At 62.9% G+C, this 14,069-nt stretch carries 14 protein-coding genes; 8 read left to right on the top strand and 6 right to left on the bottom strand.

All coding sequences use genetic code 11. The features are described 5' to 3' along the window. Nucleotides 1-6: 6 nt before the first annotated feature. From M0639_RS12865 to thyX, 6 genes are all read right to left on the bottom strand, one after another. Nucleotides 7-987 carry a TerC family protein gene (locus M0639_RS12865; RefSeq protein WP_019748181.1) on the bottom strand — a complete coding sequence of 327 codons (981 nt, stop codon included), beginning with the start codon at nt 985-987 and terminating at the stop codon, nt 7-9. A 45-nt stretch (nt 988-1,032) separates the two neighbouring features. Beyond that, entirely contained in the window at nt 1,033-3,804 is a 2,772-nt protein-coding gene (locus tag M0639_RS12860) for a DNA translocase FtsK (RefSeq protein WP_082893327.1), read from the bottom strand. A gap of 124 nt (nt 3,805-3,928) precedes the next feature. Further along, complete coding sequence (locus M0639_RS12855) at nt 3,929-4,552, bottom strand: TIGR03085 family metal-binding protein (RefSeq protein ID WP_064075605.1); 624 nt, start codon at nt 4,550-4,552, stop codon at nt 3,929-3,931. Between the two features lie 59 nt (nt 4,553-4,611). Beyond that, entirely contained in the window at nt 4,612-6,621 is a 2,010-nt protein-coding gene (locus M0639_RS12850) for a ribonuclease J (protein WP_064075606.1), read from the bottom strand. After that, nucleotides 6,622-7,527 carry a 4-hydroxy-tetrahydrodipicolinate synthase gene (dapA, locus tag M0639_RS12845; RefSeq protein ID WP_003942142.1) on the bottom strand — a complete coding sequence of 302 codons (906 nt, stop codon included), beginning with the start codon at nt 7,525-7,527 and terminating at the stop codon, nt 6,622-6,624. It lies immediately after the preceding gene. 43 nt (nt 7,528-7,570) lie between these two features. Continuing rightward, nucleotides 7,571-8,323 carry an FAD-dependent thymidylate synthase gene (gene thyX, locus M0639_RS12840; protein WP_003942250.1) on the bottom strand — a complete coding sequence of 251 codons (753 nt, stop codon included), beginning with the start codon at nt 8,321-8,323 and terminating at the stop codon, nt 7,571-7,573. A 154-nt stretch (nt 8,324-8,477) separates the two neighbouring features. Here thyX and M0639_RS12835 point away from each other — a divergent pair, with 154 nt between their 5' ends. From M0639_RS12835 to nuoE, 8 genes are all read left to right on the top strand, one after another. Then, a complete protein-coding gene (locus tag M0639_RS12835) occupies nt 8,478-8,957 on the top strand; it encodes a toxin-antitoxin system HicB family antitoxin (RefSeq protein ID WP_003942206.1) in 480 nt (159 codons plus the stop codon). An 87-nt stretch (nt 8,958-9,044) separates the two neighbouring features. Further along, on the top strand, nt 9,045-9,479 hold the full coding sequence (locus M0639_RS12830; RefSeq protein WP_003942203.1) for an SRPBCC family protein: 435 nt from the start codon (nt 9,045-9,047) through the stop codon (nt 9,477-9,479). Nucleotides 9,480-9,659: 180 nt separating this feature from the next. Beyond that, the gene (locus M0639_RS12825; RefSeq protein ID WP_042450864.1) at nt 9,660-10,052 is read left to right on the top strand and encodes an Rv3143 family two-component system response regulator; all 393 of its coding nucleotides are present in this window, start codon (nt 9,660-9,662) and stop codon (nt 10,050-10,052) included. 211 nt (nt 10,053-10,263) lie between these two features. Next, nucleotides 10,264-10,623 (top strand): NADH-quinone oxidoreductase subunit A, encoded by a 360-nt coding sequence (locus M0639_RS12820; RefSeq protein ID WP_003942165.1) that lies wholly within the window; start codon nt 10,264-10,266, stop codon nt 10,621-10,623. A gap of 80 nt (nt 10,624-10,703) precedes the next feature. Continuing rightward, the gene (locus M0639_RS12815) at nt 10,704-11,258 is read left to right on the top strand and encodes a NuoB/complex I 20 kDa subunit family protein (RefSeq protein WP_003942234.1); all 555 of its coding nucleotides are present in this window, start codon (nt 10,704-10,706) and stop codon (nt 11,256-11,258) included. After that, on the top strand, nt 11,255-11,917 hold the full coding sequence (locus M0639_RS12810) for an NADH-quinone oxidoreductase subunit C (protein WP_064075801.1): 663 nt from the start codon (nt 11,255-11,257) through the stop codon (nt 11,915-11,917). The genes M0639_RS12815 and M0639_RS12810 overlap by 4 nt, the downstream gene beginning before the upstream one ends. Then, nucleotides 11,917-13,248, top strand: a complete 1,332-nt coding sequence (nuoD, locus tag M0639_RS12805; RefSeq protein WP_007735150.1) for an NADH dehydrogenase (quinone) subunit D — start codon at nt 11,917-11,919, stop codon at nt 13,246-13,248. Before M0639_RS12810 ends, nuoD begins: the two co-directional genes overlap by 1 nt. Continuing rightward, nucleotides 13,245-14,069: an NADH-quinone oxidoreductase subunit NuoE gene (gene nuoE, locus M0639_RS12800; RefSeq protein WP_064075800.1), complete on the top strand. Its 825-nt coding sequence runs from the start codon at nt 13,245-13,247 to the stop codon at nt 14,067-14,069. Before nuoD ends, nuoE begins: the two co-directional genes overlap by 4 nt.

The raw sequence follows: 14,069 nt of genomic DNA, 5'->3' as shown, positions 1-14,069 counted from the left end.
CCCGGCTTACTCCCCCGCCCGGTCGCGAGTCTTCAACAGGCTCGCGACCGTCGTCACCGCCAATACTCCGATGATCACTCCGAGTGAGAGTGCCGTGGAGATTTCCGGGACGGAGACGTGTTCACCTCCGTTGACGAACGAGAGGGTGTTCTCGTGCAACGCGTGAAGTACCAATTTCACACCGATGAACGCCAGGATTATCGAGAGCCCGTACGAGAGATAGACCAGCCGTTCGAGCAACCCACCGATCAGGAAGTACAGCTGCCGTAGACCCATCAGCGCGAAGGCGTTGGCGGTGAACACCAGATACGGTTCCTGGGTCAGACCGTAGATCGCCGGAATCGAATCGAGCGCGAAGAGCACGTCGGCAAACCCGATTGCGATGAGCGCCAACAACAACGGTGTCACGACGCGCTTGCCGTCGATCCGGGTGATCAGTTTGTCCCCGTCGTATTCCTCGGTTGTCGGCAGCACCCGCTTCACGAGTGAGATGATGCGACTGTCGCGCTTCTCCTCGGCTTCCTTCTCATGCCCGTGATCGCGGATCAGGGTGTACGCGGTGTAGATCAGGAACGCTCCGAAGAGGTAGAACACCCAGCTGTACGCATTGATGGCGGCGGCGCCGACTCCGATGAAGATTCCGCGCATCACCAATGCGAGGACGATGCCTATCAGCAGGACTTTCTGCTGGAACTCTCGCGGGACGGCGAACGTCGACATGATGATCACGAAGACGAACAGATTGTCTACCGAGAGCGCCTTTTCCGTGACGTATCCGGCGAAGTACTCACCGCCGTACGTGGTGCCCCAGATCCACATCACGACGAGGCCGAAGACGATGGCGATCGAGATGTAGACCGTCGACCAGAATGCGGACTCCCGGAACGTGGGCGCATGTGGCGTGCGGACGTGGGCGAAGAAGTCGAAGACGAACAGGCCGAGGATCACCACGATCGTGATTCCCCAAGCCAACGGCGTCACATGCACGGGTTCCTCCGGTCGTCTGTCGACGGCTTGTCCGCCGAGGTGTCGCTACTCGTCTGCGGGTGCCTCGTCCGGGTCGCCACCGCGAATCGACCACAGCAGACCGTCGAGTTCCTCAGGCTTCATCAAAACCTCGCGTGCCTTGGAGCCCTCGCTGGGGCCGACGACGCCACGATTTTCCATGAGATCCATGAGTCGACCGGCCTTGGCGAACCCGACGCGCAGCTTGCGCTGCAGCATCGACGTCGAACCGAATTGACTCGTGATCACCAGTTCCACGGCCTGCAAGAGGACGTCCATGTCGTCGCCGATGTCGGGGTCGACGTCTTTCTTCTCCCCGGCCTTCTGTGCGGTGACACCTTCGGTGTACTCGGGCTCGGCTTGGTTCTTCGCGAAGTCGACAACCGCCGAGATTTCCTCGTCGGTGATGAACGCGCCTTGCATACGGGTCGGCTTGCCGGCGCCCATGGGCAGGAACAAGCCATCACCCATACCGATGAGCTTCTCGGCGCCGGGCTGATCGAGGATGACTCGCGAGTCCGTGAGCGAGGACGTCGCGAACGCCAGACGCGAAGGCACGTTGGTCTTGATCAGGCCGGTGACGACGTCGACGGACGGGCGCTGCGTTGCCAGCACCAGGTGGATTCCGGCAGCGCGGGCTTTCTGGGTGATGCGGACGATTGCTTCTTCGACGTCGCGCGGAGCGGTCATCATGAGGTCGGCCAACTCGTCCACGATCGCCAGGATGTACGGGTACGGGCGGTAGACGCGCTCGCTGCCCAGCGGCGCGGTGATTTCCCCGGACTTGACCTTGGAGTTGAAGTCGTCGATATGACGCACCCGGTTGGCCTGCATGTCCTGGTAGCGCTGTTCCATCTCCTCGACCAACCAGGCCAGCGCTGCCGCTGCCTTCTTCGGCTGAGTGATGATCGGCGTGATCAGGTGCGGGATACCTTCGTACGGCGTGAGCTCGACCATCTTGGGGTCGATGAGGATCATCCGTACTTCTTCGGGCGTTGCTCGGGTGAGCAACGAGACGAGCATCGAGTTCACGAAGCTCGACTTACCCGAGCCGGTCGAACCTGCCACCAGAAGGTGGGGCATCTTCGCGAGGTTCGCACTGACGAAGTCACCTTCGATGTCCTTACCGAGACCGATCACCAGCGGATGGTGATCGCGTCGGGTGCTCGGCGCGTTCAAAACGTCGGCGAGGCGGACCATTTCGCGGTCGGAGTTCGGTACCTCGATACCCACCGCGGACTTACCCGGAATGGGGGCCAGGAGGCGGACGTTGTCGGTTGCCACGGCGTACGCGATGTTGCGGGCGAGCGCGGTGATCTTCTCGACCTTCACGCCTGGGCCGAGTTCGACCTCGTAGCGTGTCACCGTCGGTCCGCGGGTGAAACCGGTAACAGCGGCATCGATCTTGAACTGTTCGAGGACTTCGCTGATCGCCTCGATCATCGCGTCGTTCGCAGAACTGCGGAGCTTGGGCGGGTCTCCCTCGATCAGCAACGTCGTCGGCGGGAGGTTGTAGTCGCCGTCGGTGACCCGATCGGTGACGAAGTGTTCCTTCTCCTCCGGCTCCGGTTCGGGTTTCGGCACGGGCTTGGCGATGGGGACCGAACGCGCAGGCACCTTGGGGCGCGGCGCCGGAGTCTCCACCACGGGCGCTGCCGCAGCCGCGACGGGCTCGTCGGGTACTGCTGTGTCGTCGGCGTTCCACAGGCCGAGGACTTCGGTCTTCTTGTCGCCCGACTCGAACTCGTCCGTCGGGTAGTTGTCGATCGGTGCGCGTCGGCTGGTCCGCTTGGCGGGCTTGAGCGGTGGCTCGGCGTAGGTGTCGACCGGGTAGCCGTCGGCGTCGAACAGTGAAGGATCGTAAGCAGATTCGCCGTAGTGGTGCTCGCCGTCCTCGTCGAATTCGGATCCGTAGTCGCCGTATTCGTCCGAGCGATACGAGGCACCGAAGAAGGACTGGAACTTGCTCGGCACCTCACGCAGCGTGGTTCCGGTCAGAAGGAGGATTCCGAATCCGGCGGCGATGACCAGCAGCGGCGCAGACAGCCAGACGGTGAGCCCGTTGGTGAGCGGGCCGCCCACGACGTATCCGACAAACCCTGCGCCGTTGGAGCGACCGGTGGCGTCTGTCGGTGAACCCGAGATGATGTGCCAGATGCCGAGCGCCGGCAGACCGACCAGCAAGGATCCCATGATCAGTCGGGGCCGGATCTCAGGTTTCGGTTCGGTGCGCATCAACAGGATCGCGAGGCCGACGCCGACGATGGGGAGCACGGCCGAGGCCGCGCCGAAGATCGCCCGCACGAGGGTGTCGATGCCGCCGCCGATCGGACCACCGGCCTTGAACCAGACGCCACCGGCGATGACGACGCTGAATGCGATCAGGCCGAGCGCTATTCCGTCGCGGCGGTGGCCGGCTTCGATCTCGCCGACCTTACTGACGGTGCGTGTGGTGGCGCCGACGCCGCGGGCAGCCAGGGACCACCCGGCTCCGATTCCCTTGCCCACAGCGGCCAACGGGCTGGCCCGCTGAGAGGTTTTCGATACCGGGCGGCGCGCGGCCGACGACGTACCGGACGCCTTCTTGGGCGCCGGCTTGGAGCCTTTGCCCGACGCGGGGCGCCCACCAGCCCTGGCCGAAGTCGTGACATTTCGAGGAGTCGATACGGTTCGCGTGGTGCGCGAGGCACGAGGTTTTGCGGTTGCGCGCGCGCTCGGAGTAGAGGCTGACGACCTGGTCGATGCCCTGGACGTAGACGTGCTTGTACTGGATCCCCGGGCGCTCGACTTACCTGCCATGGAGTTCAGGCTAGTCTGTGCGACCCCATCTGGACCATCCGCAACACCAGCAACACTGGTGGCGAGTGCGAAACGTGATCTTCACAACCCGTCTGTCGAGCTCGGCTCCGGCAGAAGGGGGCCATCAGAAACTGCGATCGAGCGCCATCACGGATTGAACGTCGGCCAGTTCACCTTTGGCTTCGATCTTCACCTCGTTGCGACCGAAAGCGTGCAGCAGCAACTCGGCGGGTTCACCCTGCAGGACAATACTGCGAGAGCCGGATTTGTGGACGACCGCACTCTCGCCGGACGGAAGTTCGAAAATGACCTCGACAGCGGCTTTGCGGTAACCCATCTTGCCGATCTGCCGGGCGTACTTCCACAGCTGAGCCTGCCGACCCTCCGACAACGGACGCGGCGCCCAGTTCAGATGTGCGCGTCGTACATCTTCGTGGTGGACGAACATTTCCGTGGTATTCACCTGCGCGTCGAGCCAGTACATCGGCGACCACCGAGGCGGCCCACTCCGAACGTCGTCGAGGATCTCCTCCCACGGACGCGCCGCTGCGGCCTTACGCACGCTCTCGGTGTGACCGGCAAGAGGGCTCAACATGATTCCGGGAGCGGCGTCGAGACGCCGCTCCCGGACTATCAGATGTGCTGCCAGGTCACGATTGGTCCACTCCCCACACAGTGTCGGAGCATCGGGGCCGAATTCGACCATGCTGTCCACCAGGGCGAGTCGTTCGTCATGAGCGAAGGTCACCTTCGCCAAAGTACTCGAACCGGACCGGGTTCGAGCGGAAGCGACCTGCTGTGCCGAATCTACGGAACCGCGATGACCGTCGGAATGATCATCGGACGGCGGCGGTACTTGTCCGCGACCCAGCGTCCGACGACGCGGCGCACCGACTGCGCGATGCGATGAGCGTCGATGACGCCTTCGCTCGCCAACCGGGCCAGGTCCGATTCCACGAGATCCGCGGCAGCCTTGAGCGCTGTCGGATCGTCGGAGAAGCCGCGACCGGACACCTCGGGGGTGCTGACCGCACGGCCCGTCGACTCGTTGATGACGATGGTGATCGCGATGAAGCCGCCCTCACCGAGCACGAGGCGATCGGACAGCGTCGGCTCACCGACGTCGCCGACGGACAGACCGTCGACGTAGACGTGTCCGACCGGTACGCGTCCGACGATCTCGGCGAGGCCGTCCACCATGTCGACCACGACGCCGTCCTCGGCCAATACGATGCGCTCTTCCGGCACGCCGGTTGCCTTTGCCAGCGCGGCGTTGGCACGCAGGTGCCGCCATTCACCGTGGACGGGCATGGCATTGGTGGGCCGAACCGCGTTGTACAGGTAGAGCAACTCACCGGCGGACGCGTGGCCCGAGACGTGAACCTTGGCACTCTGCTGGGTCACGACGGTGGCACCGCGCTTGGCCAAACCGTTGACCACGGCAAAAACGGAGTTCTCGTTGCCCGGGATCAGCGAAGACGCGAGAACGACAAGGTCGTTGGCGCGGATGTTGATCTGACGGTGTTCGCCGCGCGCCATCCGCGAGAGCGCTGCCAACGGCTCACCCTGCGAACCCGTCGAAATGAGCACCAGGCGATCGTCGGGAAGGGTGGCGGCGGTGTCGATGTCTACGACGAGGCCGTCGGGCACCGTCAGGTAGCCCAGATCCTGGGCGATCTGCATGTTGCGGACCATCGAGCGGCCGACGAAGACGATGCGGCGGTTGTACCGAGCGGCTACGTCGACGACCTGCTGGATGCGATGCACATGGCTGGCGAACGATGCCACGATGACGCGCTGCTTCGCCTTGCCGATGACGTTGTCGAGCACTCCCCCGATTTCGCGCTCGGGTGTGACGAATCCCGGAACCTCGGCGTTCGTCGAGTCGACGAGGAACAGGTCGACGCCCTCGTCGCCCAGGCGGGAGAATCCGGCGAGGTCGGTCAGGCGGCCGTCGAGAGGCAGCTGATCGAGCTTGATGTCACCGGTGTGCAGTACGACGCCGGCGTCGGTGCGAATCGCGATCGCGAGAGCGTCGGGAATCGAGTGGTTGACCGCGAAGTACTCGCAGTCGAACGGGCCATGGGTGGTGGTGTTTCCCTCGACGACCTCGACCAGGTTCGGACGCAGGCGATGCTCGCGGCACTTGGCGGCAACGAGAGCGAGAGTGAACTTCGCGCCGATGACCGGAATGTCCGCGCGCAGACGCAGCAAGAACGGCAGAGCACCGATGTGGTCCTCGTGTCCGTGAGTCAAGATGACGGCTTCGACGTCGTCCATACGGTCTTCGATGTAGCGGAAGTCCGGGAGGATCAGGTCGACGCCAGGCTGCTGGTCCTCGGGGAACAGCACACCGCAGTCGACGATCAGCAACTTGCCACGGTGCTCGAACACCGTCATGTTGCGACCGATTTCGCCGATGCCGCCCAGCGCGACGATGCGCAGACCCGATGCCGGCGCCTTCGGGGGTGTTCCGAGGCGACCCGTGGGATCGACGGCCAGACGGTTCTCGGGGCGCTTGTTTCCGCGCCCGTTGCCCGACTTCGATGCTGCCGGTCGGTTACCGCCGGAAGATTTGCGCGGCGACCTGTCTTCGGTCGACTTCTTGGGTGCAGCAGATTTGGTGGCAGCGGACTTGGTTGCTGCAGATTTGGTTGCTGCGGCCTTCTTGGGCGGGGCGGCTGCGGCGGGGGCCGCTTCTGCCGCCGGCGCAGCTGGTGCCTCTACCGGTGCGGCCTTTGCGGCCGTTTCGGGAGCCGGAGGCGAAGGCGGACCGGCTTGACGACTGGCACTACGACGTCGGGGGGGACGGGTCATTTACAAAACTCCTGCCGCATGCAGATCGGCGGCAAGACCGTCGATCTGCTCTTTAGTGGGTGCAACCTGCGGAAGGCGTGGTTCTCCGACATCGATTCCGATGAGTCGCAGACCCGCCTTCGAAGCGCTGACACCGCCGAGGCGGGCAACGGAACGAATCACAGGGATCAAACTGAGGTTTATCTCGCGCGCGCGGGCGATATCGCCGGACACGAACGCGGTGTGAAGGTCGCGGAGACGACCCGGAACAAGATGGCCGATGACGCTGACGAAGCCGGTGGCGCCCACAGCGAGCCACGGCAGATTCAGCGGGTCGTCGCCGGAGAAGAACTGGAGCTCGGTGGTGCCGATCAACTCTGCGCCGGCGTTGAGGTCGCCCTTGGCGTCCTTGACGGCCTTGATTCGCGGGTGCTCGGCGAGTCGGCGGATCGTCTCGGTCTCGATGGGAACGACGGAGCGGGGCGGAATGTCGTACAACATGACGGGCAGGTCGGTCGCGTTGGCGACGGCGGTGAAGTGTGCAAACAGTCCGGCCTGGGGCGGACGTGAATAATACGGGGTGACGACGAGCAGACCGTGCGCTCCGGCGCGAGCCGCGTCACGTGCGAGTTCGACGCTGTGAGCGGTGTCGTTGCTGCCGGCGCCTGCAACGATCTTCGCGCGGTTACCGACGGCGTCGATCACTGCGCGGAGCAGGTCGAGCTTCTCGGACTCGGTGGTGGTGGGAGATTCACCGGTGGTACCGGCAAGAACGAGGCCGTCACAGCCGTTGTCGACGAGATGGGCTGCGAGGCGCACTCCCGCGTCGACGTCCAACTTCCCGTCGGCAGTGAACGGGGTCACCATCGCAACGGAAATGGTGCCGAACGGACGCTCGACAAGAGAAGCGGAATCACCGTAGGTCATGGTCAGAAGGTTACCCGGTTCAGCTCTTACTTCTGCACACGAGTCACGACTCGGCCGCAAATGCGCTGACGGCAATTTCCGATCCGTCGCTTCCGCGAAGAATCTCGTAGTCCCCGAACACATTTGGCGCGACATCACGAAGCTGACGCAGGCACTCGACCGCGACTCGCCGGATCTCGACATCCGCATGTTCGGTGGCACGCATCTCGACGAAGTGCCGCCAGGCCCGATAGTTCCCGGTCACGACCAAGCGCGTCTCGGTGGCGTTGGGCAGCACCGAGCGCGCAGCCTGCCTGGCTTGCTTGCCCCTCATCGGGGCACCGGGCACCGATTGCAGTTTCCCTTCGAGGGCAGTCAGCAGTTCCCCGTAAGCGCGACGGCTTTCGTCGGTGGCATTCAGAAACAGTGCTTCGAGCTCGGGATCACCTTCGACAGCAGGAGGCACGACGACGTTTGCATCGTTCTCACGGACGAATCGCTGCGAGAGTTGCGAGTACGAGAAGTGCCGGTGACGAATCAATTCGTGAGTGCACGATCGCGAGATACCGGTGATGTAGAAGCTCACTGTCGCATGCTCGAGCACCGAAACGTGTCCGACCTCGAGCAGATGCCTCAGATAGCCGGCGTTGGTTGCGGTTCGCGGATTCGGCTTGGACCAACTCTGGTAGCAGGCTCGACCGGAGAACTCGACCAGCGCTTCGCCACCATCCGCGTCCGTCTCCCACGGAATGTCCTCGGGCGGGAAGAACTCGGACTTCGCCACCAACTGCACCTTCAGCGACACCGTGTTCGGCACAACCCACTCCTCGACAAGCACGAAACGACCAGCACGAAACCCGGGCGCCGTTCGCCTCAGGTGCTGGGCAACTCTATAGCGGTCGACCGCCCTCGATACCGAGTGACGTCATCGCATCCTTGACTGACGTCACTTTTGACGCCACTGTGGTGTCATGGACATTTCGGAGTACACCGCAAAGCTGCAGAACGACCTCGCCACTGCAGCCGAACTCGGCGACGATCACACGCGCCGGATTGCGGCGTCGTTGTCCGCCGCCATCGAACCCTCGGTCCGCCTGGTCTTGTTGGCCGCGGCGACGGAACTGGCCAAGGAGATCGGGGCGAAGCTGGGCGACCGAGAGGTCAAGGTGAATCTCGACGGAAGCGAATTACTGGTCGACGTCGTTCGCCCGCCGAACTCGACCGGCGGCGAGGGTGCAAACGAGAAGGCAGACGACGAGAAGAAGGACTCAACCTACTCGTTCGACGACGTCAGCGGAGATATCAGCCGGGTGACGTTGAGGATGATGGAGCAGATCAAAGCCCGCGCCGAGGAGGCCGCCAATCAGAACGGAGTCTCCCTCAACTCGTGGGTTTCACAAGCCGTCCAGGGCGCATTGCGGGACCAGATGCGCAAGAACGGCATGGACTAGCTCGACGCCAACCCGATCACCGAATGATCTAATTGCGCAACTGCAGTAATCACGAACCGTTGCCGCAAGGCGAGAAGGAGCACGTTCATGGCCGTTTCGGGCGTCAAGGAATTCGAGATCAAGGCTGATCCGGAAACGGTGATGAAGGCCGTAGCAGCCGTCGATCGGCTGCCGGAGTGGTCGTCTGCACACAAGAAGATCACCATCGAGAGCACCCACGACGACGGTCGCCCCCATCGCGTTCGCATGGCCGTGTCCATTCTGGGAATCAACGACGAGCAGGTAGTCGACTACACCTTCGAGGGCGACGAGAAGGTGACCTGGACCCTCGTGGAGAGCGGTCAGCAGAACCAGCAGGACGGCTCGTACGTCTTGACTCCCACCGACGGTGGAACCAAAGTCACCTTCGAACTGACCATCGATCCCAAGATCCCGCTGCCGGGCTTCCTGGTGAAGAAGGCACAGAAGACGGCCCTGGAAACAGCGAGCAAGGGCCTGACGAAGTTCGTCGAAAACTTCTGAGCGCACACGCAATTCAGGCGGCCCTTACTTCGGCGTTCATCGCCGGGTAAGGGCCGTTTGCTGTGAAGCCGAGCTGTGTTTTCGCGGAAGTCCCTGCCGATGTTGAAGATTCGCCGGTAGCCGGGGACCGCCCGGAGTAACGTCGGCCGCGTGTCCGCCGAGACCGCAGAGCCCAACTCCATGGCACCCGTGCGCATCCTCGTCTACAGCGACGACGCACACACGCGCGAGCAAGTTCGGCTCGCTCTCGGAGAGCGCCCACATCCGTCGATGCCCACCATCGACTACATCGAGGTCGCGACGGCACCGATCGTCGTAGCCAAGCTCGACGCCGGCGGAATCGACCTCGCAATCCTCGACGGCGAGGCGAGTCCGGCGGGCGGCATGGGCGTCGCGAAACAACTCAAGGACGAGATCGCCGACTGTCCACCGATCCTCGTACTGACCGGTCGACCCGACGATGCGTGGCTGGCGTCGTGGTCGAGAGCGGAAGCCTCAGTGCCGCAGCCGATAGATCCGATCGAACTTGCTTCCACCGTCATCGCGCTTCTGCGTCGACAACTGAGCCGGTGAGCACCCGTTGCAGCGGTGATTCGTTGCGGCGCCGACTACTTCGGACTTTCGAGAGCGAAACTCCGCACCCCGAAAACGAACCCAATGTCGGAGGCCTCCCCTAGTGTGGGTGTCGCAGGTCACATAAGTATCGAATTGCTGGCAGTATCGAAATCGAACGGCACCTTCGGGCTGGGCGGACATCCGCACAGCGGAGAGGAGTTCGGGTGACATGAACGCTTACATCCCCATTCTCGTCCTCGGGGTCATCGCGATGGCCTTCGCTGTGGTGTCGGTTGTTCTCGCGTCCGTGGTCGGCCCGAAGCGGTACAACAGGGCGAAACTCGAAGCCTACGAATGCGGAATCGAACCGGCACCCCGTACCGCCGGTGGCGGGCGGTTTCCCGTCAAGTTCTATCTGACGGCAATGCTGTTCATCATCTTCGACATCGAGATCGTTTTCCTCTACCCGTGGGCGGTGCATTTCGATTCGCTCGGCTTGTTCGGCCTCGCGGCGATGGGCCTTTTCATAGTCAACGTCTCGGTGGCATACGCATACGAATGGCGACGAGGCGGTCTCGGTTGGGACTAGGCCAGCGGACACAGGTACAGCACACATACGTCAGACAAAACCGGTCACACCGCAGCTGTTACGACTGAAGAGAGTCGGATATGGGTCTCGAAGAAAAGCTCCCCAGCGGATTTTTACTGACCACTGTCGAGGGCCTGGCAGGGTATGCCCGCAAAGGATCACTGTGGCCTGCCACCTTCGGGCTCGCGTGCTGCGCGATCGAGATGATGGCAACCACGTCAGGTCGCTTCGACCTGGCGCGGTTCGGCATGGAGGCATTCCGCGCGTCGCCGCGACAGGCAGACCTTCTGATCGTGGCCGGGCGGGTCAGTCAAAAGATGGGGCCGGTACTTCGTCAGGTCTACGACCAGATGGCCGAGCCGAAATGGGTTCTGGCCATGGGTGTGTGTGCGTCGTCCGGCGGTATGTTCAACAACTACGCAGTGGTACAGGGCGTCGACCACATCGTGCCGGTCGACATCTACTTGCCCGGCTGTCCGCCGCGGCCGGAGATGCTCCTGAACGCGATCATCGAACTGCACCGAAAGATCCAGGAGATGCCCCTCGGCGTGAACCGCGAAGAGGCACGCGCGGCAGCCGAGCGCGCCGCACTGGCATCCACCCCCACCATCGACATGAAGGGGCTTCTGCGATGACCGCGGGCAACAACGGATCGAGGGGGATGTTCGGGGTCCGCGGCAGTGGTGACACCTCGGGCTACAGCCGGCTCGCCCCGCCGATCTCAGTAGAGGACAAGGCCTCTCGACCGTTCGGTGGATACTTCGACGAAGTTGCGGACTCCTTGGATGCCGCATTGCGCAGCGCGGGCAGCACTTTGACCGATGCAATCGAGCGGGTAGTGATCTTTCGAGACGAGATGACGCTGCATGTCGAACGGTCTCACCTCCCGCAGGTCGCGCGCAGACTGCGCGACGAATCGGAACTGCGCTTCGAACTTTGCCTGGGTGTCGATGGAGTCCACTATCCGCAGGACACCGGTCGCGAGCTCCACGCCGTGTATCCATTTGCTTCGATCACGCACAACCGCCGGATCAGACTGGAAGTGTCCGTGCCGGACACCGATCCACATATTCCGTCCATCGTCGGGATATACCCCACCAACGATTGGCACGAGCGTGAGACCTACGACTTCTTCGGGATCGTCTTCGACGGTCACCCGGCCCTGACCCGTATCGAGATGCCCGACGACTGGAAGGGCCACCCACAGCGCAAGGACTATCCGCTCGGCGGTATCCCGGTCGAGTACAAGGGCGCCCAGACTCCTCCACCCGACGAGCGTAGGTCGTACAACTGATGAACGAGACGACAGGAAGCAACTCCGGTGCCACGACGGAAACCGTCGTCACAGCATCGGGTCAGGACTGGGACGACATCGTCACCGCGGCCGCTCGCCAGCGAACCGGCGAGGCCGAACGGATCGTGGTCAACATGGGCCCGCAGCATCCGTCCACTCACGGCGTCTTGCGCCTCATTCTCGAAATCGAGGGTGAGACAGTCGTGGAAGCTCGGTGTGGAATCGGCTACCTGCACACCGGAATCGAAAAGAATCTCGAATACCGGAACTGGACGCAGGGCGTCACTTTCGTTACTCGAATGGACTACCTGTCACCGTTCTTCAACGAAACCGCGTACTGCCTCGGAGTCGAAAAACTTCTCGGCATCACCGACGACATTCCCGAGCGAGCCACCGTCATTCGCGTGATGATGATGGAGCTCAATCGAATCTCGTCGCACCTTGTCGCCCTGGCAACCGGTGGAATGGAACTGGGCGCCGTGACGGCGATGCTGTTCGGATTCCGCGAACGCGAATTGATTCTGGACGTGTTCGAGACGATCACCGGACTGCGGATGAATCACGCCTACATCAGGCCTGGTGGTCTCGCTCAGGATCTACCCGACGGGTCGGTCGCGAAGGTACGAGAACTGTTGAAGGTCCTACCGAAACGGTTGCGTGACGTCGAACTGATGCTCAGCGACAACTCCATCTGGAAAGCCCGCACCCAGGGAATCGGATATCTCGATCTCACCGGCTGCATGGCGCTCGGCGTGACGGGGCCGGTCCTACGCGCCACGGGTCTCCCCCACGATCAGCGTCGAGCGCAGCCCTACTGCGGCTACGAGAACTACGAATTCGACGTCGTGACGCACGACGGATCCGATTGCTACGGAAGGTACGTCATCCGTGTCGAGGAGATGAAGGAGTCCCTCAAGATCGTCGAGCAGTGCCTCGACAAACTGCAACCGGGGCCGGTCATGGTGGACGACAAGAAGATCGCCTGGCCTGCCGATCTCGCTGTCGGACCGGATGGCCTCGGCAATTCGCAGAAGCACATCGCCAAGATCATGGAGTCGTCCATGGAGGGTCTGATTCACCATTTCAAACTGGTCACCGAAGGAATCCGCGTGCCGCCCGGCCAGGTGTACGTCGCCGTCGAGTCCCCGCGTGGCGAGTTGGGTGTGCACATGGTCAGCGACGGGGGAACCCGGCCGTACCGCGTCCATTTCCGGGATCCGTCATTCACCAACCTTCAAGCGGTAGCGGCGATGTGCGAGGGAGGCATGGTGTCCGACGTGATCGCCTCGGTTGCCAGTATCGATCCCGTCATGGGCGGAGTGGACCGATGACCGGCCCGAACGGCTCGTCACGGGTGTTCATCGAACTCGGGCCGCGCCCGAACGAGCCCACGCAACTGGTACGCTCTGGCGCACGATCGAGTTATCCGCCTGACGTACTCGCTCGACTCGACGCCGATGCCGAAACCGTCATCGCTCGTTACCGTGAGCCTGACGCCGCGGCGACCACCAGTCGATCAGCCCTCCTGCCGCTCCTTCATCTCGTGCAGTCCGAGGACGGGTACATCACCCCGGCCGGGATCGATTTCTGCAGTGCCAAGCTGGGTTTGACCGGCGCCGAGGTTGCCGCCGTTTCCACCTTCTACTCGATGTATCGCCGTGGTCCGACGGGTGAGTATCTGGTCGGAGTCTGCACCAACACGCTCTGCGCGATCATGGGCGGAGACGACATCCTCGCAGCACTCGAAGAGCATCTCGGGTCAGCCGGCTCCAGAGACGAAGGCGGACACTCCATCTCGACGTCCGACGGCAAGATCACCCTCGAACACATCGAGTGCAATGCGGCGTGCGACTACGCCCCCGTCATGATGATCAACTGGGAGTTCTTCGACAACCAGACTCCGGAATCGGCGCGCTCACTCGTCGATGCGCTCCGCGCCGGAGAGCGCGTGACACCCAGTCGCGGTGCCACACTGTGTTCGTTCCGACAGACCGCACGCACCTTGGCCGGGTTCCCCGATACGCGAATCGAAGCAGCCGAAGCACAAACAATCGGCGGGGCAACTCTTGCCGGACTGCGTATCAGCCGATCTCACGACGACAACCCACCCGGTTCGGCCTCAGCAGCCGACGCTCCCGGCGAAGGGAAGTGA

The sequence above is a fragment of the Rhodococcus qingshengii JCM 15477 genome (genome assembly GCF_023221595.1).
GTDB classification, from domain to species: Bacteria; Actinomycetota; Actinomycetes; order Mycobacteriales; family Mycobacteriaceae; genus Rhodococcus_F; species Rhodococcus_F qingshengii.
This window is presented reverse-complemented; position numbering and strand designations above follow the sequence as displayed.

What these genes read in the sequence shown, in the direction of transcription:
- nuoE (WP_064075800.1), top strand. Translation starts at nt 13,245, where the DNA reads ATGACCGGCCCGAACGGCTCGTCACGGGTGTTCATCGAACTCGGGCCG.
- dapA (WP_003942142.1), bottom strand. Translation starts at nt 7,527, where the DNA reads ATGACCTACGGTGATTCCGCTTCTCTTGTCGAGCGTCCGTTCGGCACC.
- M0639_RS12825 (WP_042450864.1), top strand. Translation starts at nt 9,660, where the DNA reads ATGGCACCCGTGCGCATCCTCGTCTACAGCGACGACGCACACACGCGC.
- M0639_RS12820 (WP_003942165.1), top strand. Translation starts at nt 10,264, where the DNA reads ATGAACGCTTACATCCCCATTCTCGTCCTCGGGGTCATCGCGATGGCC.
- M0639_RS12850 (WP_064075606.1), bottom strand. Translation starts at nt 6,621, where the DNA reads ATGACCCGTCCCCCCCGACGTCGTAGTGCCAGTCGTCAAGCCGGTCCG.
- M0639_RS12835 (WP_003942206.1), top strand. Translation starts at nt 8,478, where the DNA reads ATGGACATTTCGGAGTACACCGCAAAGCTGCAGAACGACCTCGCCACT.
- M0639_RS12815 (WP_003942234.1), top strand. Translation starts at nt 10,704, where the DNA reads ATGGGTCTCGAAGAAAAGCTCCCCAGCGGATTTTTACTGACCACTGTC.
- nuoD (WP_007735150.1), top strand. Translation starts at nt 11,917, where the DNA reads ATGAACGAGACGACAGGAAGCAACTCCGGTGCCACGACGGAAACCGTC.
- M0639_RS12860 (WP_082893327.1), bottom strand. Translation starts at nt 3,804, where the DNA reads ATGGCAGGTAAGTCGAGCGCCCGGGGATCCAGTACAAGCACGTCTACG.
- M0639_RS12830 (WP_003942203.1), top strand. Translation starts at nt 9,045, where the DNA reads ATGGCCGTTTCGGGCGTCAAGGAATTCGAGATCAAGGCTGATCCGGAA.
- M0639_RS12810 (WP_064075801.1), top strand. Translation starts at nt 11,255, where the DNA reads ATGACCGCGGGCAACAACGGATCGAGGGGGATGTTCGGGGTCCGCGGC.